This is a genomic window from Streptomyces sp. NPDC002032 (assembly GCF_042890765.1).
Taxonomy (GTDB): domain Bacteria; phylum Actinomycetota; class Actinomycetes; order Streptomycetales; family Streptomycetaceae; genus Streptomyces.
Genome location: NZ_JBIASM010000016.1, coordinates 103,801 through 126,016, shown reverse-complemented (window position 1 = coordinate 126,016; position 22,216 = coordinate 103,801). Strand labels below are relative to the sequence as shown.

Below are 22,216 nucleotides of genomic sequence, written 5' to 3'. Positions count from 1 at the left end.
GGCCGGCGGATACGACGCCGACCCCAGCCAGACCGTCGCCGCCTACCTGAACACCTGGCTCGCAGCGAAGACCCTGGTGCTGAAGCCAACCACGATGGCCCGCTACCGCGACTACGTCCGCAACGACCTCGTCCCGGCCTTCGGCGCCCTCAAGCTCGACCAGCCGGCCCATCGGCACATCTCGGCCTTCGTCACTTGCCAGCTCGCCGCCGGACGAGGCCGCACCACCCTCTACCGCTGCCTCGCCACCCTCTCCAGCGCCCTCGGCGACGCCGTCCGCCAACACCGCCTCCCCCACAACCCCGCCAGTCCCCCCGTCCTGCGGCGACCACCATCGCCAGAACGGAGGATATGGACAGCGGAAGAGGCCGCGCGCTTCTCGTGTACTGCCACCAGGCCGACCCCGATATGACCGACCTGTTCGAGTTCCTCCTCTACGTGCGCTGCACCCTCTCCGCCATCGACAACAACCGCCTGGTCATCACCACGCCGAAGACCCGATCGAGCCGCGGCTGGGTCGCCATCTCACCCCGCGTCACCACCGCCCTCCGACACCATGCACAAACAACGCCCTGAACACGCCGAGATCCTGACGACCCGTTCGCCGGACTCGTCTTCTGCCGACCCGACGGCCGCCCGCTCGGACCACACCAGGTTCTGGACCGGCTCCACCGACTCTCCGCCGAAGCCGGCGTCCCCAGGATCACGGTCCACGACCTGCGTCACCTGGCGGCCACGATCACCATCTCCGGCGTGCCCCTGACCGTCGTCTCCAAGACGCTGCGGCACTCCACCCTGTCGACCACCGCGAACATCTACAGCCACCTCACCCGGCAGGCAGCCCGCGAAGCCGTCGCCACCATCGACCGCACCCTCACCGGAGCCCAGAACACCGGCCGCGAAACGCGCCACCCGGCATGGCTGCGACCACCATGGCCCCGGACGCACCAAAGGCCGTCCTCTCATGGTTGAGAGAACGGCCTCCGACCTGCATAAAGCATGGTCGGGACGACAGGATTTGAACCTGCGACCCCTTGACCCCCAGTCAAGTGCGCTACCAAGCTGCGCCACGTCCCGATGGCCCGTTGACCTGGGGTTTCCCCTGGGCGGACCAGCACGAGAACAATACCGCACTTCCCGGGGTGGTCGCGCGCGGGTTTCGCGGGCCGGGCGGTGCTTGACCTCAAGTCGGCTTGAGGAAGCAGGATTGCCGCATGTCACAGGCAACCGCGGACGTCGATTTCCGCTTCGAGGATCTGGGCCGGCTCATCGCGCTCATGACAGGGGCCGAGAAGCACGGGCCCGCCGCCACCTCCACGCTCGACGCGCTGTGGGTGCTCTACGACCGGGTGCTGCGCGTACGGCCCGGGACCGCCGGGGATCCGGAGCGGGACCGGTTCCTGCTCTCCAAGGGGCACGGGCCCATGGCCTACTACGCCGTGCTCGCCGCCAAGGGGTTCTTCCCCGTCGAGTGGCTGAGCGGCTTCGGCTCCTACGACTCCCCGCTCGGGCACCACCCCGACCGGGTCCTGGTCCCCGGGGTCGAGATCGCCAGCGGCTCCCTCGGGCACGGGCTGCCGCTCGCCGTCGGCAGCGCGCTCGGGCTGCGCGCCCAGGGGCTGGACGACCCGGCCGTATGGGTGCTGATCGGGGACGCCGAGCTCGACGAGGGCAGCAACCACGAGGCCATCGCGTACGCCGGCCCGGCCGGGCTGGAACGGCTGCACACCCTGGTGATCGACAACGACTCCGCCACCCACGGCTGGCCCGGCGGGATCGCCTCCCGCTTCGAGGCCTCGGGCTGGTCGGCGCTCACCGTCGACGGCCGGGACCACGAGGCGCTGTACGCCGCCTTCACCGCACCGCATCCGGGCCGGCCGCACGCCGTCGTCGCCCGCGTCGAGAAGAAGTTCTGAGGAGGGGCGTCATGGACACCATGCGCGAACGGTTCGTCTCCGTCACGTCGGAGCTGCTCGACGAGGACGGGCGGCTGGCCCTGGTGCTCGCCGAGATCTCCATGGCCGCGTTCCGGCCGGCCCAGGAGCGGCATCCCGACCGGGTGGTCAACGTCGGGATCCGCGAGCAGCTGCTCCTCGGCGTGGGCGGCGGGCTGGCCCTGACCGGTCTGCGGCCGGTGGTGCACACCTTCGCCAGCTTCCTCGTGGAGCGCGCCTTCGAGCAGGTCAAGCTGGACTTCGGGCACCAGGGCTCGGGCGGGGTACTGGTGAGCGCCGCCGCCAGCTACGACTGGCCGGCCGGCGGGTTCACCCACATGGCGCCCGGTGACGTGGCCCTGCTGGACACCCTCGACGGCTGGACGGTCCACGTGCCCGGCCACCCCGACGAGGCCGAAGCGCTGCTGCGCCACGCGTACGCCGCCGGGGACGAGAAGGTGTACGTCCGGCTCACCGACCAGTCGAACGCCGAGCCGCGGCCGGTCGGCGCCGACCTGGGCTTCCGGACCGTGCGCGAGGGAGGGGCGGGCGTGGTCGTCGCCGTCGGGCCGCTGCTGGACAACGTCCTGGCCGCGGTCGAGGGCCTCGACGTCACCGTGCTCTACGCGGCCACCGTGCGCCCCTTCGACGACGCCGCCCTGCGCGCCGCCGTCGGGCGCGCCGCGCCGGACGTCGTGCTGGTCGAGCCCTACCTCGCCGGCACCTCCGCCACCGCCGCCGGGCAGGCCCTGCTGGAGGTCCCGCACCGGATCCTGCCGCTCGGGGTGGGGCGGGCCGAGCTGCGCCGGTACGGGACGATGGCGGAGCACGTCGCGGCGCACGGCCTGGACGCGGCCTCGCTGCGGCAGCGGATCACCGGTTTCCTGCGCTGACCGCTGACCGCTGACCGCTGACCGCTGACCGCCGGGGCCCGGGGCGGCCGGGGCCTCGGGGCGGCACCGCCGTCAGCCGTGCCCGTCCTCGCGCCGGTGGACCAGCGCCACCAGCTCGGCGGCGAGCGCCTTGACCGTGCCCAGGCCCTCGGTCCCCCAGCGCCTCGGCACCACGTCCACCGCGCACACGGTGCCGAGGACGATGCCCCGCCGGTCGGTCAGGGGCGCCCCCACGTACGAGCGGATCCCGCTGCCGTCCACGACCGCGTTGCCCGCGAAGCGCGCGAAGTCCCGTACGTCCTCCAGGACCAGCGCCCGGCGCCGCACCACCACGTGCGGGCAGTAGCCGTGGTCCCGGGGCAGGACCCGGGCCGGGTAACCGGCCTGCGCGGCGCCCGCGCCGTGGTGCAGGCCCGCGAAGAACTGCCGCTCCTCCCCGACGAAGTTGACGCCGGCGTGCGGGGCCCCCAGCGTCCGCGCGACCCGCGCCGCGAAGGCGTCGAGTTCCGGGTCCGCCCGCTCCCCCAGGCCCAGTTCGCGCAGCCGGGCGGTCCGCGCCGGGGCCTCCCGGTCCACCGGGGTCAGCAGCAGGTGGCCGGTCGATTCGTAGTACGTCATGGCGGTTCCCCCGGTTGCGGACGGTCTTGCCTGGCGGTGGAGAGCAGGTGGTGGACGAGGGCCGCGAGGGCCGAGGTGCCGGACCGGGTCAGCCGCGCGTCGCACCGTACGACGGGGACGGCCGGGCTGAGCCCGACCGCCTCGCGGACCTCCCCGGCGGTGTAGCGGTGGGCGCCGTCGAACTCGTTGACGGCGACGACGAAGCCGATCCCGCGCCGTTCCAGGAAGTCCACGGCGGGGAAGCAGTCGGCGAGTCGGCGGGTGTCGACGAGCACCACCGCCCCCAGGGCGCCCGCGCACAGCTCCTCCCACAGGAACCAGAAGCGCCGCTGGCCGGGCATGCCGAACAGGTACAGGACGTGCCGGTCGTCGAGGGTGAGCCGGCCGAAGTCCAGCGCGACCGTCGTGGCCGTCTTCGCCTCCACCCCGTCGAGCCGGTCACCGCCCTCGCCGGCCCCGCTCAGCAGTTCCTCCGTACACAGCGGTTCGATCTCGCTGACCGCGCCCACGAAGGTGGTCTTCCCCGCCCCGAACCCGCCCGCGACCAGGATCTTCAGGGTCGCGGGCGGGGCGGGCGCCGGGGCGTCACAGTCGCCGGCGCAGGCCATCGAGCACCGCCCGGAGCAGGGTCTGGTCGTCGTCGGCGAACGCGCCGCTGCCGCCCGGGAAGCGGGGTGCACGCACCGAGACGGCCCCGTACTCCATCAGGTCGGACAGCAGCACCTTGACCACCACCGCCGGGAGCCGCAGCTGCCCGGCGACCTCGGCCACGGTCACCGCCGCCGTGCCCGCGCAGATCCGCAGCGCGAGGGTGTGCTCGGCGCCGAGCGGGACGCGCGGGCGGGTTCCGGTGGCGGTCACCAGGGACAGCAGGTCGAGGTGGACGGCGGCCCGCGTGCGGCCGCCGCTCGCGGTGTACGGGCGCGTCACCCGGCCCGCCGAACCGTCCAGCCAGGGCGTGTCGCGCGGTGCGCCGGAGCCGCTCTCCCCCCTCGTACGGGCCCTCATCGCTCCACGTCGACGGCGGGCGCGGGCCGGCGCGGCGAGGCGGCCAGGTACGGGCGGACGCTCTTGACCAGCATCGCCATCTCGTAGCCGAGCACCCCCGCGTCCGCCTCGCGGCCCGCGAGCACCGCCAGGCAGGTCCCGGAGCCCGCCGCGGAGACGAAGACGAGGGCCGTGTCCAGCTCGACCACCACCTGCCGGACCTCGGCCCCGTCCCCGAAGCGGGCGCCGGCGCTGCGGCCCAGCGAGTAGAGCCCGGAGGCCAGGGCGGCCATGTGGTCGGCGCTGTCCGGGTCGAGGCCGTGCACACAGCTGACGAGCCCGTCGGCGGTCAGCAGCACCGCGCTGCGGGTGTAGGGGACGCGCTGGACCAGGCCGCCGAGCAGCCAGTCGAGGTCCGAGAGGGTGCTTGTCTTCGTCGCCACTTCGCCGGCCATGGGGATGTGCTCCTTGCTGGGGTGGGGGGTCCGGGCGCGGGGCCCGGTTCATGCCTGCTGCTCGGACTGGGCGAGTCCGAAGCCGCGCTGGAAGGCCGCCATCAGCCCCGGGTCGTGCAGGGGCTGTTCGGCTTCCGGGGCCCGCCGGGGGGCGGGGGCCTCGCGGAGCTGGGGCGCGAGGTGCTGCTGGGCCAGGCGACGGGGCAGCGTGGGCCGTTCCCCGTCGCCGTGGTCCACGGGCGCGGGCGAACGCGCCGGGACGGCGGCGGTGGGGGCGGCCGCCGTCCGTACCGTCTGCTGCGGGAACACCGGACCGGGCGCCGGGCCCGCGGCGGCGCCGGAACCGGCCGGCGGCGACGTCGCCTCGGGCGGCGGCGATGCGGCAACCGACGGCGGGGCGGCAACCGACGGCGATGCGGCAACCGACGGCGGTACGACGGCCGCCGCGGGCGCCCCGGCGCGGGCGTCGTCCCCGGCCGGGGGCTGCGCCCGCCAGGCGCCGAGCCACTGGTCCGGGGTTTCCGCTTCAAGGCCGGGTCCCGTCGCCCCGGCCCCGGCGCGCTCCCCCTCCGGCCAGGGGCCGGGCGCGGACACGCGTACGGGCTCCAGCGGAGGGACCGCGCCGCTCTCGCCGGTCCCCCAGGAGGTGGCCCGCGACCCGCCCGCCGCGTCGGCGGCGCTCGGGGCCCGTGCCCCCAGCAGCGTCCGGGGCAGTACGAGGACGGCGAGCACCCCGCCGTAGATGTTGGACTTCAGCTCGACGGCGATGCCGTGGCGGCGGGCCAGCGCCGCCACCACGTAGAGCCCGATCCGGCCGTCGGCCAGCAGATGCCGGACGCTGACCTGGTCGGGGTCGCCGAGCAGCGCGTTCATCCGGTGCTGCTCCTCGGGCGGCATGCCCAGTCCGCGGTCCTCGACCTCGATGGCGATCCCGGCGGTGACCTGCTCCGCCCGCACCACGACATCGGTGTCGGGGGCCGAGAACACGGTGGCGTTCTCGACGAGTTCGGCCAGCAGGTGCACCACGTCGGCGACGGCGTGTCCGCGCACGGTGCCGCCCGCCGGGGGCACGACCTTGACCCGGGTGTACTGCTCGACCTCGGCGACCGAGGAGCGCAGCACCTCGCTCAGGTCGATGGGCCGGGTCCACTGCCGCCGCGAGGCGGACCCCCCGAGCACGGCGAGGTTCTCGGCATGGCGGCGGATCCGGGTGGCGAGGTGGTCGACGTGGAAGAGCTCCTTGAGCAGGTCGGGGTCCTCGACCGTGTCTTCGAGCTCGTCGAGGAGGGCGATCTCGCGGTGCACGAGCGACTGAAGGCGGCGCGCGAGGTTGACGAACACCTCGACCTTGCGGTCGCTGTCGCTCGGAGCGACCGGGGCGGCGAGCCGTACCAGCGTCGTGTGCGCCTGTTCGCGGGCACCCCGCAACTCCTGCGCGAGCAGCCAGAACTCGTCCACCCCGGCCGGGTCGGCGGCGGGCGGCGGACCGCTGGGGCCGCCGCGCACGGGCCGGCCCGGGCTCTCGCCGCGCTCCAGCCGCTCGGCGGCCGTCCGCAGCTCCTGGCGGCCGCGCACGCTGGAGCGGCGCAGGGCCTCGCAGCGGTCACGGACGGTCTTGGCGGCCCGCTGGGCTCCGAGCAGGGCGGCGGCGAGGGCGCCGACGACGAGCAGGGCGCAGCCGGCGAGCACCGGCCACAGCCGGGCGTCCCGGGCGCCGGCGCCCCCGCCGAGCTGGAGGGTGAAGATCACGGCGGCGGCCCCGCTGAGCCCGGCGGCGAGGGTCGGCAGGAGGGCCGCGCGCAGCAGCTGGGGGCGTATCTGCCGACCGGGTCCGGTGACGGCGTGTCTCGACGGGGAGTGGCGGGCGGCGCGGGGTCCGGACATCGGCGTCCTCGGTACGTGGGGCCCGGCCCCCAGCGGTCGCGGGGTCCGGTGTTGATCACCGGATACCCACGCTAGACCGCACCCTCCCGCAGCCGGAGCCCAGTTGGGGAACTTCGGCGGGCTGCTTCCCGCTCCCGGTGGAGCGCTCGTACGGCCGCCCGAATGCGCCGGGAGCGCGTACGCGAGGACACCGCGGGGGCGTACGGCGCACCCGGCCGTCCTCACGCCCCCTGCGTCCCCCGCACCCCCTGCGGCCCGGGCGCCCCCCACCAAGCACCCGGACCCCACGGCCCACTCCGGCCCGGCGGGCGAACCGGCGTGCGCGCCGGCCTCCGCGGTCAGTACCGGCGGGGGCGCTTCCGCACCTGCCACATGTGCTGGTGCTCACGCATGATGCAGTCAGGCCTCCCCTCAGGGGGACTTGACGGGCTCCGACTCTCCTTGATCACTCACAGCCGCAGACGCGATGCGCGCCGCTGCCGCCGCCGCTGCGCCGGCCTGTCCGGCCGGAGTGGAGGACGTGTCTCCCGTGGAGCGGATGGAGTGGTCGTAGGTGAACGGCTTCCACCACTGCTCGGTGGGGACACCGGGCGAGGCCGGCTCGAAGGGCTGGCCCGGGATGGGCAGCGCGATCTTCTGGCCGGCCTTGTCCGCGGCGCTCACCGAACCCTCACCGGGCTCGTCCCACGGGTGGGGTGCGAGGTTGAAGGTGCCCCAGTGGATCGGGAGCATCACGCCGTGCGGCTCCCCGCCCTGGAGGTCCAGGTGCGCCCGCATCCCCTCTTCGGGGGTCATGTGGATCTCGGGCCAGTACTCGGAGTAGGCGCCGATCTGGATCATCGTGGCGTCGAAGGGGCCGTGCGCCGCGCCGATGCTCGCGAAGCTCGCCGTGCCGTCGGGCGTACTGGGCATGTAGCCGGTGTCTCCGCTGTGGAAGATCCGGTGTTCCTCGCCCGCCACGACCCAGGAGGCCCACAGGGTGAACTGCTGGTTGCGCAGACCGCGGCCGCAGAAGTGACGGGCCGGGGTGGCGGTCAGGGAGAGCCCCGCCACCTCGGTGCTCTCGTTCCAGTCGAGCTCGCGCAGCCGGTCGGGGCGCACGCCCCAGCGCTCCAGGTGCGCGCCGACGCCGAGCGGGACGGCGAAGACCGTGTCCGTGCTGGCCAGGGCCTTGATCGTGGGGAGGTCGAGGTGGTCGTAGTGGTCGTGGGAGATGACCACGACGTCGACCTCGCCGAGGGCGGCCAGCGGGACGGGGACCGGGTGCAGCCGCTTGGGTCCGGCGAAGGGGAAGGGGGAGCAGCGCTCGCCCCACACCGGGTCGAAGAGCACCCGGCGCCCGTCGATCTCGGCGAGGACGCTGGAGTGCCCCATCCACGTCAGGCGCAGCCCGCTGACCGGCGGCTTGGCCAGCTCGGCCAGGGTGGTCGGGTACACCGGGATGGGCGCGCCGGGGTTGCGCCGGAGCCGCTGCTCCTTGTGGAAGTAGATCTTGGCGAACTCGACCATCGACCCGGAGGGCCTGGTCCGGGCCCCCACGGGGTTCTGGAACACGCCGTCGGCGAAGTGGGGCGAGCGCAGGATCCGCTCCAGCCGGGCGCCGGACGGATCCGCGCCGAAGGCTTCGGGCCGCAGGGCGCGCAGCCGGGGACGCAGGGGAAGGGAGCCGGTCAAGGCGCCTCCTGGGAAAGGTGCAGGATGGAGTGGCACGGTGGTACGTCTACGACCATCCCAACGCACGCCGGGCCCCGAGGATTCCGCCCCGGGGCCACGTGTCCGCCCGTCCGCCCGCTCGTGCCTCCGCGCGCCCGCGCCGTCGCTAGAGCGGCAGCAGGTCGGGGCGCTTGGCCGCGACGTGGTCGCCGGAGGACTCCCCGCGCAGCCGGCGGCCGATCCAGGGCACGAGGTGCTCCCGCGCCCACTGGATGTTGTCCCGGGTGACGTCCACCGATCCGCGGGGCGGGGTCGGCGGCCACGGCTGGTCCGGATCGGTGGGGACCTCGTAGCCGAGGACCTGCGCGGCGCGCAGGGCGACCCGGGTGTGCCCCTCGGGTGAGAGGTGGAGCCGGTCGCCGTCCCAGGCCCGGCGGTCCTGTACGGACTTCAGGGACCAGAGGTCGAGGACCGGGCAGCCGTAGCGGTCGGCGATGGCGCGCACGTGGGCGTTGTACGTGGCGATCTTGCCCCGCAGGTGCTTGAGCACCGGCACGCCCCGGGTGTCGAAGCCGGTGGTGATCATGACGAGGCCCACGGCGCCGGTGAGGTCGGCCACGGCCGCCTCGAACCGCTCCGCCGCGTCGTCGGGGTCGCTGCCGGGCCGGATGATGTCGTTGCCGCCCGCGCAGAAGGTGACCAGGTCGGGGGCGAGCTCCTTGGCTCTGGGGACCTGTTCGGCCACGATCTGGTCGAGGAGTCTGCCGCGCACCGCGAGGTTCGCGTACCGGAAGTCGTGCTCGTCACGCCGGTCGGCCAGGAGTACGGCGAGCCGGTCCGCCCAGCCGAGATACGAATCCCCCGGTCCGGGGTCCCCCACGCCCTCGGTGAAGCTGTCCCCGATCGCCGCGTACGAGCCGATGGTCTTGGGTGTCGTCGTCGTCGCTGCCACGGGACACCATCCTTCACCCCCGCAACCAACCTACGCCAACGTAATGAGGGGTTGACGGACCGTGATCTATACCACGCGAGGGATAAGGAATAAGTACACGTGGGGCCGGGACCCCCCTCTGGCCCCGGCCCCACGCGTGTCCGAGCCGCCGCGGCGGCAGCCGTCAGACGCTCACGCCCTTGGAGCGGAGGTAGGCCAGCGGGTCGATGTCAGAGCCGTACGACGGTCCGGTGCGGATCTCGAAGTGGAGGTGCGGGCCGGTCACGTTGCCGGTGGCGCCGGAGAGGCCGATGCGCTGCCCGGCGGTGACGCTCTGGCCCGCCGAGACGGACAGCTGGGAGAGGTGGCCGTACTGGGAGTACTTGCCGTCGGCGTGCTTGATGATCACCTCGTTGCCGTACGCGCCTCCCCAGCCAGCGGAAACGACGGTGCCCGCGCCGACCGCCTTGACGGTGGTGCCGGTGCTCGCTATGAAGTCGACGCCGGTGTGGTAGCCGGAGGACCACATGCTGCCGCTCTGGTGGTACGGGGTGGAGGTGCCGCCGTCGACCGGGGCGACGAAACCGGAGCCGGTGGCGGGGGCGGCGGACTCGGCCGGGGCCGTGGACCCGGCGGGCGCCGGACGCTGGGCGGGGACCCGGGTGCGCTGCCCCTGCGGGGCGGCGGACTTCGGGGCCGGGGCCGCGTCGGCGGCGGTGTCACCGGTGGCGCCCTGGTCGGACGGCGCCTCGTCGGCCGCCGGAGCCTTGGTGGAGGATCCCTCGGCCGGGGCCTCAGGGGCCTTGGGGGCGGCGGCCCGGGCGGGGGCGCCGAGCGTCAGCCGGAGTCCCGGGTGGATGAGGGAGGGGTTCGCTCCGACGGCCTCGCGGTTGTCGTCGTAGAGCTTCTCCCAGCCCCCCGAGAGGTGGCGCTCGGCGGCGATCTTCGACAGGTAGTCGCCCGGTACGACGGTGTAGACGGCCGGGGCGGCGGCGGCCGACGCCGGCGCGGGGGCGGCGGTCCGGAGGGCCTCGGGGAGCGGCGCGGACAGCCCGGCCTGTGCGGGCGTCGCGGCCGGGGCGGCCGCCTGCGCGCCGGCGGCACCCATCAGCGGCAGCGCGAGGGCGGCGCCGCCGGTGCCGGCCACGGCGAGGCCGCGGGACAGGGATCGGGACTTCGGGCGGCGGTGCTTACCCTTTGCGGGCATGGCGAATTCCTCTCCGTCGCCTGCGAGGTGAGCTGTCGGGTTCGGACTGGAGATCTCCGGCCGTACCCGCGGTGCACGCGTACGACTTCACCCCGAGCCGTCCGGAAATGATCCGGAACGGCGGCTTACCTGGTTCCCCCGCTCCTGCCGCGAGCGTCGATGGTCGGGTGCGGTTCCCGGGCGGCGGCAGGATTAGGCGGTCCACCCGGATCGATCGCGAAGGTAATCGAGCGGGGCCGTACACAACAAGCCATGAATTCCCTGACGGAATCGCAGGTATGAGGGATCAACGGAATTCCCGTCACCCTGCGTCCATTCCTGGACGGCAACAGCCGCTCTGGCAAGGGAATTCACACATCGCGATCAGGCACGGACGGTCACCGTATGATCTGGCTCACGGGGCTTGGCGCGATCTCGCCTTCACCTATGGCAAGTTGGCCCCAAAGCGATCAATTCGGACACTCGCGACCACCAGGACCACCCGGAGGAGCACACGTGACCCAGCAGATACCCCAGCCCCTGCCCGGCGGCCCCGAGCCCGCACCGGAGTTGACCGGCGTCCGCAACTTCCGCGACGTGGGCGGCCTGGCCGGCGCCGACGGGCGGAGGGTCAGGCCGGGACGGCTGTTCCGAAGCGGACATCTCGCACATGCCACCGAAACCGATGCGGAGTTCCTCCGGACGCTCGGTCTGCACACCGTCTTCGACTTCCGCAACGGGGCGGACATGGCGCTGGAGGGCCCGGACGTCGAGCTGACGGGTGTCCGCAACGTGAACATCCCGCTGACGGACCCGGCCGACGGCCGGGAGTTCTGGAAGATGGTCCGCGAAGGGGACCTCGGCCAGCTCCGGACCGCGCTCGGCGAGGGCAGGGCGGCGGCCCGGATGACCCAGTCCTACCGGACCATGATCCTCTCCCGTACGGCCGAGCACGCCCGGGTGGTGCACGCGCTCGCCGAGGACAGCGTCCCGGCGCTGATGCACTGCGCCGCGGGCAAGGACCGGGCGGGCGTGTCGATCGCGGTGACCCTGCTCGCGCTCGGCGTCGGGCGCGAGGCGATCGTGGCGGACTACCTGGAGTCCAACGCCCCGCACAACCGCTACCGGGTGCGGCGCGGCGGCGACGCGGCCGAGGAACGCTCCCCCGAGGTGATGGAGCTGCTGGCGCCGCTGTTCGACGCGCGCGCCGAGTACCTGCTCGCCGCGTTCGGGACGATCGACGAGCGGTGGGGCGGAACGGAGCGCTACCTCACCGAGGGGCTCGGCCTGGCCCCCGCCACCCTGGAACGGCTGCGCGACCGGCTGCTGGACTGAGCCCCGGCCCCCGGCCCCGGCCCAGCCGGGGGCCGCGCCAGGGGGACGCGCCAAGGAGATCGCGCGCCAGGGGGCCCGGTGCGTACCGGGCCCCCCGGCGCGCACCGGGTCAGCGGTTGGCGACCGCCTGCTTCATCAGGGTCCGGCCGAAGTCCCACATCAGCCCGCCCCCGCCGTGTGCCTCGTCCATGACCTCCCGGAAGGCGCCGACGAACCGGTCCACGTCCCGCTCGTCGACGATCAGCGGCGGGATCAGCTTGATCACCTCCAGGTGGTCGCCCGAGACCTGGGTGAGGATCCGGTGCCTGCTCAGCAGCGGGGCCACCACCATCTGCGCGAACAGTCCCTTGCGGGCCGCCTGGAGCACGGCCCAGCGGCTGCGCAGCCCCAGGGAGGACGGCCGCCCGAACTCGATGCCGATCATCAGCCCGCGCCCCCGCACCTCGTGCAGCAGCTCGTACTCGTCCACCATGGCCGCGAGCCGGCCGCGCAGCAGGTCGCCCATGGCCCGGGCGTTCGCCACGACCTCCTCGTCCTCCATCACGCTGAGCACGGCCAGCCCGGCCGCCATCGCCTGCGCGTTGGAGCCGAAGCTCGCGGAGTGCACCAGCACCCGGTCCATGGAGGAGTAGACCCGCCGGAAGATCCAGTCCTTGCCCAGGGTCGCGCCGACGGGGACGTAGCCGCCGGAGAGGGCCTTGGCCACGCACACCAGGTCCGGTTCCACTCCCGGCTCGTGCTGGTACGCGTAGAAATCGCCGGTCCTGCCGAGGCCCGTCTGGACCTCGTCGGCGATCAGCAGCGCCTTGTGGCGGCGCAGCAGTTCCTGCGCGGCGAGCAGGAATCCGGGCGGGGCGGCGAGCACCCCCTTGCCCTGGACCGGCTCGACGATCAGCGCGGCGACGTCCCCGCGCGCCAGCTCGCGCTCCAGGGCGGCCAGGTCCCCGAGCGCGATCTTCGTATCGGGCAGCAGCGGGGCGAAGCCGTCCCGGAAGCCGCCTTCGCCGTTGACCGACAGGGAGCCCGTGGTGAGCCCGTGGAAGGCGTGGTCGCAGTAGAGGATCCTCCCCCGCCCGGTGGCGTACCGGGCGAACTTCAGGGCGGTCTCCACCGCCTCGGTGCCGCTGTTCCCGAAGAAGACCCGGTCCAGGTGGGGGCTGTACGAGAGCAGCTTCTCGGCCAGCAGCCCGGGCAGCGGCTGGCAGTCGAAGCGGGTCAGGTCGGCGAGCTGGGCGTCCAGTACGTCGTGCAGGGCCCGGCGCACCACGGGGTGGTGGCGGCCCAGGCCCATGACCCCGAACCCGGCCAGCATGTCGAGGTAGTCGTTGCCCTCGTCGTCCCAGAAGTGGGCGCCCTCGGCGCGCACGTACACCTTGTCGAAGCCGATGGTGTGCAGCATCCGGGGCAGCTGGTGGTTGAGGTGTCGGGCGTGCAGCTCGTACCGCTCCCCGCCGCGCTCGGCGAGGAGCGCGGCGAGGTCGAAGCCCCCGCCCCCTTCGGGCCGGGGCGTCATGACGAGGGGGCCCGGTTGCCGCCGATCGTCTCCCGGGCCGCGCGCAGGGACTCCTTGAGGGAGCCCATGGTGGCGAGGACGGCGGTGGGCTCGTAGCCGCAGTGCGCCATGCAGTTGGCGCAGCGCGGGTCCTTGCCGCGGCCGTACTTGCTCCAGTCGGTGTCGTTGATCAGTTCCCGGTACGTGGGCACGTAGCCGTCGCTCATCAGGTAGCAGGGGCGCTGCCAGCCGAAGAGCGAGTAATTGGGAATGGCCCAGGCCGTGCAGGGGAAATCCGCCTTTCCTTCCAGGAAGTCGAGGAAGAGCGGGGAGTGGTTGAGGCGCCAGCGCCGCCGGTTGCCGCCGGCGAATGCCTTCTTGAAGAGTTCCCGGGTCTGTTCGACGCCCAGGAAGTGTTCCTGGTCGGGTGCCTTTTCGTAGGCGTAGGCGGGCGAGATCATCATCTCGTCGACCTGGAGGTCGTCATTGAGGTAGTTCAGCACCTCGATGATCGTCTGGGGGGTGTCGGTGTTGAAGAAGGTCGAGTTGGTGGTGACCCGGAATCCCCGCCGCTTCGCCTCCTTGATCGCCGCCACGGCCTCGTCGAACACGCCTTCCTTGGCCACCGATTCGTCGTGGCGTTCGCGCAGTCCGTCGATGTGGACGGCGAAGGCGAAGTACGGGGACGGGGTGAACTTCTCGATCTTCTTGCGGAGCAGCATCGCGTTGGTGCAGAGGAAGACGTACTTCCGCTTCGCCACCAGCTGGCGCACGATCTCGTGGATCTGCGGATGCATCAGGGGCTCGCCGCCCGCGATGGACACCATCGGCGCCCCGGACTCCAGGACGGCGCCGACCGCCTGGGCGACCGGCATGCGCTGCTTGAGCACCCCGGCCGGGTGCTGGATCTTCCCGCACCCCTCACAGGCCAGGTTGCAGGCGTAGAGCGGCTCCAGCTCGACGATCAGCGGGAACTTCTCGCGCTTGCGGAGCTTCTGTTCGAGAAGATAGGTCCCGACCCTGATGGACTGTCGCAACGGCATGGCCATCTGGCTCACCTCCTGGGGAGCAGCAACGAACGGTGCCAGTCATAAAACGCGGGCCGTACGGCACGCAGCACACGGAAGGCCGATATTCCACCGCGGACCGTGCCGATACGGACGAGCTCGTGCTCCGGAGCGTCCACGATCACCCGGACGGCCGCAACCGGGCGGCCGCCGTGGTCGTGCGCGGTCCACAGGGTGGCCGCGGACTCCATGTCGACCGCGACGGCGCCGGTGGCGCGCAGCCGGGCGCGCTCCTGGCCGCGGACGACGTGGTCTGATCCGGTCAGTGCGCCGGTGTGCACGGTCCGGCCGGGAACGGCCCGGGCCAGTGCCTCGGCGAGCAGGGTGGGGCCGGTGCAGGCGACCGTGCCCCGTGGGTCCCGGGTCTCCTCGGCGACGACCAGGTCGCCGGGGTTCATGCCGGGGAGCAGACCGGCGCAGAAGCCGGTGGCCAGGACGGCGGCCCCCGCCATGCCGGGCCGCCCCAGGGCCCGTACGACGGCGCGCTCGGCCGCGCGCGGGCCCATGCCCGTGCGCAGCAGCGCCCCGTCCGGCGCGCCGCCGCCGCGCGCGGTGCGCAGGGCCGCCGCCTCGATGCGCAGGGCGCAGGCGATCAGCAGCGGGGGCCGGGCGGCGGAGGTCATCCGGCCTCCTCGGCGCGGGCCGCGGGGGTACGGGCGCGGCCGGGCACGGCGGGCTCGCCGTGGAGGTAGCGGCCGAGCGCGGTGAGCGGGAACACCTGCCGGTAGAGGTGGTAGTTGATGGAGAAGTCCCAGGGGAAACCGGTGCCGGTGAAGTAGGGCTCGTCCCAGGTCCCGTCGGGGCGCTGGGTCTCCACCAGGTACGCCAGTCCCCGCTCGACGGCCTTGCCCCCGCGCTCGCCCGCCGACAGCAGGGCCATCAACGCCCATGCGGTCTGCGAGGGGGTGGAGGCGCCCTTTCCGGCCCAGGAGCGGTCCTGGTAGGAGCGCTGGTCCTCGCCCCATCCCCCGTCCCCGTTCTGTACGGTTTCCAGCCAGCGCACGGCCCGCCGGATCGCGGGGTGCTCGGGGGCCACGCCGGCGGCGGTGAGGGCCGGGACCACCGAGCCCGTCCCGTACACGTAGTTGGTGCCCCAGCGGCCGAACCAGCCGCCGTCGGGCTCCTGTTCGGCGAGCAGCCAGGCGATGCCGCGGCGGGTGCGGGGGTCGGCGGCCTTCCCCTCGAAGGCGAGCATCTCCACCACGTGGGCGGTGACGTCGGCGGAGGGCGGGTCGATGACCTCCCCGAAGTCGCAGAAGGGCAGCCGGTTGGGCAGGGTGCTGGTGTTGTCGGCGTCGAAGGCGCCCCAGGCGCCGTTCTTCGACTGCATGCCGAGGTTCCAGGACACCCCGCGGGCGATGGCCGCCTCGACCTTCGCGGGTTCGGGGTGCCGGATGCGGCGCAGGGCCAGTACGACTTCGGCGGTGTCGTCGATGTCGGGGTAGTTGTCGTTGTGGAACTCGAAGGCCCAGCCGCCGGGTTCGAGGCCGGGGCGGCGCACGGCCCAGTCGCCGCTGCGCCGGATCTCCTCGCCGAGCATCCAGTCGGCGGCCTTGACCAGGGCCGGATGGTCGGGGGCCAGGCCCGCGTCGGCCAGCGCGATGGCGGCGAGGCAGGTGTCCCAGACCGGGGACTGGCAGGCTTCGATCATCCGGGCGCCGTCCTCGCGCCAGACGGCGAAGCGGTCGAGGGATTCCAGCCCGGCCCGCATCACCGGGTGCCGCAGGTCGTAGCCGAGCAGGTGCAGGGCGATGACCGAGTACACGGCGGGTGGCTGGATCCCGCCCCAGCAGCCGTCGTTCTCCTGGCGTTCGATGATCCAGCGGCCCGCGGCGGTCATGGCGGCCTTGCGCAGCCGGCGCGGGGCGAACCTGCGGTAGACGTGCAGGGCCTTGTCCATGCGCTGGAAGGCGCCGTCCCAACTGGCCAGCGGAGCAAGTGGTCTGGCCGCGTAGGGGGCGCGGGCGTCGGTGTGCAGCTCGTCCAGGGGGAAGGGCGCCGGGCGGACGGGCCGCAGCGCGGAGACGACGGTGAGGGGGACGATGGTCTGGCGGGCCCAGCAGCCGAAGTCGTAGATGTTCAGCGGCACCCAGGGTGGCAGGAAGACCAGCTCGGGCGGGAGTTCGGGCAGGTGGTCCCAGTTCCACCAGCCGAAGAGGGCCAGCCAGATCCGGGTGAACACCCGGGCGGAGGCGATCCCCCCGTGGGCCCGGATCCAGGCCGAGGCGCGGGCCATGTGGGGGACGTCGGGCGGGTCCCCGGCCAGCCGCAGGGCGACGTACGCCTCGATGGTCGCGGAGAGTTCGGGCGGTCCGCCGTGGAAGGTGGCCCAGGTGCCGTCGTCCCGTTGTTCGCCGCGGATGAAGAGGGCGGCGGCCCGGGTGACGGCCTCGTCGCGGATGCCGAGGAACTGCCGCAGCAGCAGGTCTTCGGCGTCCATGGTGACGTTGGTCTCCAGGTCGCCCTTCCACCAGCCGGCCGCGTCCTGGCGGTCCAGCAGCTCGCGGATGGCCCGGTCGGCGGCCTGCCGGACGCCGTGGCACAGTTCCCCGGCCGGGTCCGTGGCGCCGGGCGGCCTGTCGGCCACGGTGGCGCGTGCGGGCGGCGGTGGCGCCGTCGCGGCCACCGCGCCCTCGTGTTCCGGATCCGCGCCGCCGGCCATCGCACCGGGACCGTCGGTCGTCGCAGTCATGGCTTCTTCCCCTTCGAACAGTGTCCTCTGCTGTGCTGGGGTTCTGCCGTCGGCCGGTACGCCTCCCCGTGGGGAGAGGCGTACCGGCCGGCGACTCGCGCTATATCCGCTGCCGGGTGGCGATCACCTCTTGCGCACGACGACGAAGTCGGCGAGGGCGACGAGCTGGTCCCGCACCCGCTGCGGCATGTTCACGTCGTCGAGGGCGCGGATCGCCACCGCATGCTGGCGGCGCGCCTCGTCGGCGGTCCACTGGCGCCCGCCGGCGGCCTCGATGAGCGAGGCCCGGTGGGCGAATTCCGCTTCGGAGAAGTTCTCGAAGTCGTTGCTCTTGGCGTCGGCGGCGAGCAGCTCCGCCAGTTCCTCACAGGCGGGTCCGCCGGCCGCGAGGGCGGCGACCACCGGCAGGGACTTCTTGCGCTGGCGCAGGTCGCTCCAGGTCTGCTTGCCGGTGGCGTCCGGGTCGCCCCAGATGCCGAGGAGGTCGTCGACGGCCTGGAAGGCGAGGCCGAGGTGGTAGCCGTACTCCTCCAGCTTGTCGGCGGTGCGGTCGTCGGCGCCGCCGAGGACGGCGCCGATGGAGACCGCGCAGGCGAGCAGGGCGCCCGTCTTGTTGCCCTCCATCTCCAGGCACTCCTCGACGCTGACGCGCTCGCGGTGCTCGTAGGAGATGTCCTGGGCCTGGCCGTCGATGAGCTTGCGGCTGGCGGTGGTCAGCCGGCGGGCGGCACGGCCGGCCTCGACGGTGCCGAGCTCCAGCAGGACCTCGTTGGCCAGCGCGAAGAGGGCGTCGCCGACGAGGATCGCCAGCGCCGGTCCGTGCACCTTCCACACCGTGTCGCGGTGGCGGCGCTGCTCGTCGCCGTCCATCAGGTCGTCGTGCAGCAGCGAGAAGTTGTGGACGAGCTCCACGGCGACGGCTCCGGGAACGCCGACCTCCGCGGAGGCGCCCGCGGCCTCGGCGGAGAGCAGGGCGAGGGCGGGGCGCACCGCCTTGCCGCCGTCGCCGTCCGCCGGGTTGCCCTGGGCGTCGATCCAGCCGAAGTGGTAGGCGGCGACGGTGTCCATGGGCGCCGCGAGCCGGTCTACGGCGGCGCGGAGCACGGGGGTCGACAGCGTGCGGCCGCGCTCCAGGAGGGCGAGCGTGTCCGCCTTCTCCCCGCCGGCCGTGCCCACACTGGCAGCCGTGTTCTCGACAGCCGGGTTCCCCGGGTTCACTGGCTCTCCTCTGGTTCCTGTACGTGCTGTGCCGGTCGTGCTGGTGGTCGTGGTCGTCGTCATGCCGTCTCCCGCAGAGGATCTCCGGCGGGGCGGCCCAGGGTCTCCAGTGCCGCCCGCGCGGCGCCGAGGCCACTGCGTACGGCGCCCTCCATGGTCGCGGGCCAGCCGGTCGCGGTCCACGCACCGGCGAGATAGAGCCCCGGCGTGTCGGTGCGGTGGCCGGGGCGCAGCCGGCCGACGCCCGGGGTGGGGGCGAAGGTGGCGGTGCGCTCGCGGGTGACGAAGAAGTCGCGCACCTTCGCGCCGCGGGCCGCGGGCAGCAGCCGCTCCAGTTCGGGGAGGTACTTGGCGCGCAGGACGGAGACGGGTTCGTCGATGTCGTCCTGGGCCACCGACTGGGACAGGGCCAGGTACTGGCCGCCGTCGGTGAGGCCGGAGGCGTCGGTGCGGTCGAACACCCACTGGACGGGGGTGCCGAGCGCGGCGAAGAAGGGCTGCCGGAGCACCTTGCGGTCGTACACCACGTGCACGTTGAGGATGGGCGCGGTGGCGATGTCGAGGAGCTTGTCCGGGTCGGCCAGCGCGCCGGGCGGGAGCAGGGCGTGGGCCTCGCGCTGCGGGACGGCGAGGACGACGGTGCCCGCCCGCAGCGACTCCTCCTCGGTGTCCACGCGCCAGTGGCCTTCGTCGGTACGGGACAGGCAGGTGACGCGGCTGCGCAGTTCGGTGCGTACGCCGGCGGCGTCGAGGGCCTTGCGGGCGAGGGTGTCGTGGAGGTCGCCCAGCGGTACGCGGGCCCAGCCGATGTCTGCGGCGCCGTTCTCGGAGAGCAGGCCGGTCTTGAAGACCATGGCGGCCAGCCCCAGGGAGGACCGGTCGGCGGTGGCGTTGAGGGTGGCGATGCCGACGAGGTCCCAGAGGGCCTCGATGGTGCGCGGGGACTGGCCGTAGCGGGCGAGCCAGGTCGCGAAGTCGAGGCCGTCGAGGGCCGGGTCGGCGGGGTCGAGGCGGCGCAGGGCGAGGGCGGCGCGGCCGACGCTCAGCCGGTCGGCGAGGGAGAGGTGCGGGTAGCGGGCCAGCGAGGCGGCCAGGTGCAGGGGGACGGGCAGGGCGCTGCGGCGCAGTCGGCCCAGCCGGGGCCCGGCGGGGTGGGCGACGTCGAGGACGGGGACGTCGAGCCGGTCCTGGAGGGGTGCGAGGGCGGCGCCCTCGACGCGGTCCAGGAACCAGCGGTAGGCGGTGCAGCAGCGCAGGTAGACGTGCTGGCCGTTGTCGACGGTCAGGTCGCCGCGCTGGAAGGAGAAGGCGAGGCCGCCGAGCCGGGGGCGGCCTTCGAGGAGGGTCACCCGGAGTCCGGCGTCGGCGAGTTGCAGCGCGGCGGTGACGCCGGCGAGGCCGCCGCCGACGACAACGGCGCGCTGGCCGGCGTGCTCGTCGGCGTGCTGCGGTGCGGTGCTCATGCGTCCTCCCCCGTGGTGCGGTGGCCCTGCCGGGCGCTGCGGGTCGCCGGCCGCGGGGCGCGGACCGAGCCCGACCGGAGGGACGCCGGATCACCCCACGGGGTTGCCTCGCCCCGTCCCGCGAGTACGGCGCCTTCCCGCCCGGGCCGGGGCGCGATGGGCCGCTGGGTGGCGGGGCGGCGCGGGGCCGCCCCGGCGGCGGGCGCAAGCGCGCCGGACGCGGCAGCCGCCCGCGGGGCGGGGGTCCTCGGGCGGGACATCAGATGCGCCTCCGCGTGCTCTGGCGGGAGATGGTGCGGGCGTCGAGACCGGACAGGCCGCGGACGGCGACGTACGCCTTCTCGTGGGTCGGCAGCGAGACGCGTCCGCGCAGCACCGCCTCGGGTTCACGCTCGATGCGGTCCAGGAGCCGGCGGTAGATGCCGGCCATCGCCGCCACGCAGGCGCCGCTGCGCCGGTCGAGCATCGGCAGCAGCCGGTAGCCCTCGACGAACAGGGCCCGCGCGCGGCGCACTTCGTGGTGGACGAGGCCGGCGAAGTCGGCTCCGGCCGGGGCCCGGTCGGCGGCGAAGCCGTCGGAGCAGCCGAACTTGGCGAGGTCCTCGGCGGGCAGGTAGGTGCGGCCGTTGGCGGCGTCCTCCCGAACGTCCCTGAGGATGTTGGTGAGTTGCAGGGCCAGGCCCAGGGTGTCGGCGTATTCGTCGGCGCGGGCCGCCTCGGCGCCGAGGCCGCCGGTGTGCACCGTGCCGAAGACGCTGAGCGAGAGCCGTCCGATGGCTCCGGCCACGCAGCGGCAGTAGGCCTTGAGGTCGTCCCAGGTCTCGTATTCCTCGCCGCGGACGTCCATCAGGACCCCGTCGATGAGTTCGTCGAGGCCGCCGAGGGGGATGGGGAAGCGGCGCGCGGCGTGCGCGAGGGCGACGGCCACCGGGTCGGTGTCGTCCTCCTCGATCTCTCCGGCCCGGATCCGGCCGAGCAGGCTGCGCGTCTCCTCCAGCCGGACGAACTTGGCCTCGGGGGCGAGCGTGCCGTCGCCGATGTCGTCGACCCGCCGCGAGAAGGCGTACAGCGCGGACATCGCCTGCCGCTTGTCGGTGGGCAGCAGCCTGATGCCGTACGCGAAGTTCCGCGCCTGGGTTCCGGTGACGGCCTCGCAGTAGCTGTAGGCCGCGAGGACCGGAGCGGACGGTGCGGACGCGTGTGTGGGGCCCTCCACGTTCGGGCTCACCCCTTTCTCGGCGCTGTGCGCAAAACGGCGGCCACCTCGCGGAGCAGGAGGCTCCTGGTGGGCTTGGGCGGGCCGGGAAGCACGTCGAAACCGGTGGCCGAAATTGCTCGCAGGGCGGCTCGCCCCCCTCCCACGAATCCCGCGAGCAACAGCCGTAGCCTGCCGTTCACGCTACCCACGAGGGGGGTGCCTTCATTCAGGAGGTCGCGTGCGCGTTCAGTTTCGAATGCGACCAGGGAGCGCACGGATGCGCCGGCGGACGGGGCCCGCAGATCATTCTCGGCCACGTGGAAGCGGCGCATGTCCTCGGCGGGGAGGTAGATCCGGTCGCGGCCGAGATCCTCGGTGACGTCCTGGAGGTGCTCGGCGATCTGCAGGGCGGTGCAGACGGCGTCGGAACGGCGGATCCGCTCGGGGGTGCTCGTTCCGGTGAGGGAGAGCACGAGGCGGCCGACCGGATTGGCGGAGAGCTCGCAGTATCGCAGCAGGTCGCCGTAGGTGGCGTAGCGGGCGACGCGCTGGTCCTGGCGGTTGGCCTCGATGAGCCCGAGGAAGGGCTCGGGGGTGAGTCCGTGCGCGCGCACGACGGGGCGCAGGGCCAGCAGCAGGGGGTGGCGGGGCGGGCCGTCGGCCGCTCCGAACACGCGCATCAGGTCGGCCTCGAAGGCGTCGAGCATGGCGAGCCGGTCGTCGACGGCGTCCGGTTCCAGCCCCAGGAGCACGGCGTCGCGGCCGCCGGGGGCGAGGTCGCCGTCGCCGATGTCGTCGACGAGCCGGGCATAGCCGTAGACCGCCGTGAGTCCGTCGCGCCAGGCGCGCGGGAGGAAGGCGGGGGCGACCGGGAAGTTCTCCGCCGCGGCCTTGGCGAGGGTGGCGCGGGCGTGGGGGTCGAGTTCGGCGCCGGGAGCGCCGGTCCGGATGCCGGGCCCGGGGGTCACCGCCCGCCGCCCGTGGGGGGCACGGCCACTGTGCCTGGGAGCCGCAGAATTCCCGTAGCCATTGCCGTCACGTCTCCCGTTCTACACTGCCGACCCAAGTCATCCCATTTCGGACACGCCGCCGAAGTTTACCCAGGAGTATCCGGGCGGACCGGCTGCGGGGAATCGTCCCCTCTTGGCGCGATTGAGAACTGGTCCAGCTTACGCTGTACAACACCGCGGGGGCCTATCGGGTGGGCCCA

The 22,216-nt window shown here is 73.6% G+C and carries 22 protein-coding genes, 1 tRNA gene and 1 riboswitch; of the genes, 6 read left to right on the top strand and 17 right to left on the bottom strand.

Going from position 1 to position 22,216, the window contains the following annotated elements; all coding sequences use genetic code 11:
- The first annotated feature begins 76 nt into the window (after positions 1-76).
- The 3 genes from ACFYYT_RS29290 to ACFYYT_RS29280 all read left to right on the top strand — a co-directional run bounded on the left by ACFYYT_RS29290 (position 77) and on the right by ACFYYT_RS29280 (position 972).
- Positions 77-412 carry a hypothetical protein gene (locus ACFYYT_RS29290; protein ID WP_351829500.1) on the top strand — a complete coding sequence of 112 codons (336 nt, stop codon included), beginning with the start codon at positions 77-79 and terminating at the stop codon, positions 410-412.
- Positions 409-576, top strand: coding sequence for a hypothetical protein (locus tag ACFYYT_RS29285; RefSeq protein WP_351829502.1), 168 nt, complete (start codon positions 409-411; stop codon positions 574-576). Before ACFYYT_RS29290 ends, ACFYYT_RS29285 begins: the two co-directional genes overlap by 4 nt.
- An 81-nt stretch (positions 577-657) precedes the next feature.
- Entirely contained in the window at positions 658-972 is a 315-nt protein-coding gene (locus tag ACFYYT_RS29280; protein ID WP_351829528.1) for a tyrosine-type recombinase/integrase, read from the top strand.
- A 28-nt stretch (positions 973-1,000) separates the two neighbouring features.
- On the opposite strand, the gene ACFYYT_RS29275 is transcribed toward ACFYYT_RS29280, so the two are convergent.
- A tRNA-Pro gene (locus ACFYYT_RS29275) sits at positions 1,001-1,077 on the bottom strand.
- A 137-nt stretch (positions 1,078-1,214) separates the two neighbouring features.
- Here ACFYYT_RS29275 and ACFYYT_RS29270 point away from each other — a divergent pair.
- Positions 1,215-1,916 (top strand): transketolase, encoded by a 702-nt coding sequence (locus ACFYYT_RS29270; RefSeq protein ID WP_351829505.1) that lies wholly within the window; start codon positions 1,215-1,217, stop codon positions 1,914-1,916.
- Between the two features lie 11 nt (positions 1,917-1,927).
- On the top strand, positions 1,928-2,827 hold the full coding sequence (locus tag ACFYYT_RS29265) for a transketolase (RefSeq protein ID WP_351829507.1): 900 nt from the start codon (positions 1,928-1,930) through the stop codon (positions 2,825-2,827).
- Positions 2,828-2,899: 72 nt separating this feature from the next.
- Here ACFYYT_RS29265 and ACFYYT_RS29260 read toward each other — a convergent pair whose 3' ends face one another.
- The 8 genes from ACFYYT_RS29260 to ACFYYT_RS29225 all read right to left on the bottom strand — a co-directional run bounded on the left by ACFYYT_RS29260 (position 2,900) and on the right by ACFYYT_RS29225 (position 10,562).
- Positions 2,900-3,445, bottom strand: coding sequence for a GAF domain-containing protein (locus tag ACFYYT_RS29260; protein WP_351829509.1), 546 nt, complete (start codon positions 3,443-3,445; stop codon positions 2,900-2,902).
- Complete coding sequence (locus tag ACFYYT_RS29255) at positions 3,442-4,053, bottom strand: ATP/GTP-binding protein (protein WP_351829511.1); 612 nt, start codon at positions 4,051-4,053, stop codon at positions 3,442-3,444. Before ACFYYT_RS29255 ends, ACFYYT_RS29260 begins: the two co-directional genes overlap by 4 nt.
- Positions 4,031-4,453, bottom strand: coding sequence for a DUF742 domain-containing protein (locus ACFYYT_RS29250; RefSeq protein ID WP_351829513.1), 423 nt, complete (start codon positions 4,451-4,453; stop codon positions 4,031-4,033). Before ACFYYT_RS29250 ends, ACFYYT_RS29255 begins: the two co-directional genes overlap by 23 nt.
- Positions 4,450-4,887, bottom strand: coding sequence for a roadblock/LC7 domain-containing protein (locus ACFYYT_RS29245; RefSeq protein ID WP_351829515.1), 438 nt, complete (start codon positions 4,885-4,887; stop codon positions 4,450-4,452). The genes ACFYYT_RS29250 and ACFYYT_RS29245 overlap by 4 nt, the downstream gene beginning before the upstream one ends.
- Positions 4,888-4,935: 48 nt before the next feature.
- The gene (locus tag ACFYYT_RS29240; RefSeq protein ID WP_351829518.1) at positions 4,936-6,771 is read right to left on the bottom strand and encodes an ATP-binding protein; all 1,836 of its coding nucleotides are present in this window, start codon (positions 6,769-6,771) and stop codon (positions 4,936-4,938) included.
- 411 nt (positions 6,772-7,182) lie between these two features.
- Positions 7,183-8,445: an MBL fold metallo-hydrolase gene (locus ACFYYT_RS29235; protein ID WP_351829521.1), complete on the bottom strand. Its 1,263-nt coding sequence runs from the start codon at positions 8,443-8,445 to the stop codon at positions 7,183-7,185.
- A 145-nt stretch (positions 8,446-8,590) separates the two neighbouring features.
- A complete protein-coding gene (locus tag ACFYYT_RS29230; RefSeq protein ID WP_351829524.1) occupies positions 8,591-9,376 on the bottom strand; it encodes an SGNH/GDSL hydrolase family protein in 786 nt (261 codons plus the stop codon).
- A 163-nt stretch (positions 9,377-9,539) separates the two neighbouring features.
- Complete coding sequence (locus ACFYYT_RS29225) at positions 9,540-10,562, bottom strand: peptidoglycan DD-metalloendopeptidase family protein (protein ID WP_388609797.1); 1,023 nt, start codon at positions 10,560-10,562, stop codon at positions 9,540-9,542.
- Between the two features lie 4 nt (positions 10,563-10,566).
- Positions 10,567-10,731: riboswitch (cyclic di-AMP (ydaO/yuaA leader) on the bottom strand.
- 326 nt (positions 10,732-11,057) lie between these two features.
- On the opposite strand from ACFYYT_RS29225, the gene ACFYYT_RS29220 reads away from it, so the two are divergent.
- Positions 11,058-11,876 (top strand): tyrosine-protein phosphatase, encoded by an 819-nt coding sequence (locus ACFYYT_RS29220; RefSeq protein ID WP_351826841.1) that lies wholly within the window; start codon positions 11,058-11,060, stop codon positions 11,874-11,876.
- 109 nt (positions 11,877-11,985) lie between these two features.
- Here ACFYYT_RS29220 and ACFYYT_RS29215 read toward each other — a convergent pair whose 3' ends face one another.
- The 8 genes from ACFYYT_RS29215 to hpnC all read right to left on the bottom strand — a co-directional run bounded on the left by ACFYYT_RS29215 (position 11,986) and on the right by hpnC (position 21,956).
- Positions 11,986-13,389 carry an aspartate aminotransferase family protein gene (locus tag ACFYYT_RS29215; protein ID WP_351826842.1) on the bottom strand — a complete coding sequence of 468 codons (1,404 nt, stop codon included), beginning with the start codon at positions 13,387-13,389 and terminating at the stop codon, positions 11,986-11,988.
- Positions 13,386-14,417 (bottom strand): adenosyl-hopene transferase HpnH, encoded by a 1,032-nt coding sequence (hpnH, locus tag ACFYYT_RS29210; protein WP_351826843.1) that lies wholly within the window; start codon positions 14,415-14,417, stop codon positions 13,386-13,388. Before hpnH ends, ACFYYT_RS29215 begins: the two co-directional genes overlap by 4 nt.
- Before the next feature lie 5 nt (positions 14,418-14,422).
- On the bottom strand, positions 14,423-15,058 hold the full coding sequence (locus ACFYYT_RS29205) for a 1-hydroxy-2-methyl-2-butenyl 4-diphosphate reductase (protein WP_351826844.1): 636 nt from the start codon (positions 15,056-15,058) through the stop codon (positions 14,423-14,425).
- Positions 15,055-17,127, bottom strand: a complete 2,073-nt coding sequence (gene shc, locus ACFYYT_RS29200; protein WP_351826845.1) for a squalene--hopene cyclase — start codon at positions 17,125-17,127, stop codon at positions 15,055-15,057. Before shc ends, ACFYYT_RS29205 begins: the two co-directional genes overlap by 4 nt.
- A 123-nt stretch (positions 17,128-17,250) precedes the next feature.
- Positions 17,251-18,345 (bottom strand): polyprenyl synthetase family protein, encoded by a 1,095-nt coding sequence (locus ACFYYT_RS29195; protein ID WP_385364545.1) that lies wholly within the window; start codon positions 18,343-18,345, stop codon positions 17,251-17,253.
- A gap of 59 nt (positions 18,346-18,404) precedes the next feature.
- Complete coding sequence (hpnE, locus tag ACFYYT_RS29190) at positions 18,405-19,808, bottom strand: hydroxysqualene dehydroxylase HpnE (RefSeq protein WP_351826847.1); 1,404 nt, start codon at positions 19,806-19,808, stop codon at positions 18,405-18,407.
- 259 nt (positions 19,809-20,067) lie between these two features.
- The gene (gene hpnD / locus ACFYYT_RS29185; protein WP_388609792.1) at positions 20,068-21,036 is read right to left on the bottom strand and encodes a presqualene diphosphate synthase HpnD; all 969 of its coding nucleotides are present in this window, start codon (positions 21,034-21,036) and stop codon (positions 20,068-20,070) included.
- A complete protein-coding gene (gene hpnC, locus ACFYYT_RS29180) occupies positions 21,033-21,956 on the bottom strand; it encodes a squalene synthase HpnC (protein ID WP_351826869.1) in 924 nt (307 codons plus the stop codon). Before hpnC ends, hpnD begins: the two co-directional genes overlap by 4 nt.
- Between the last annotated feature and the right edge of the window lie 260 nt (positions 21,957-22,216).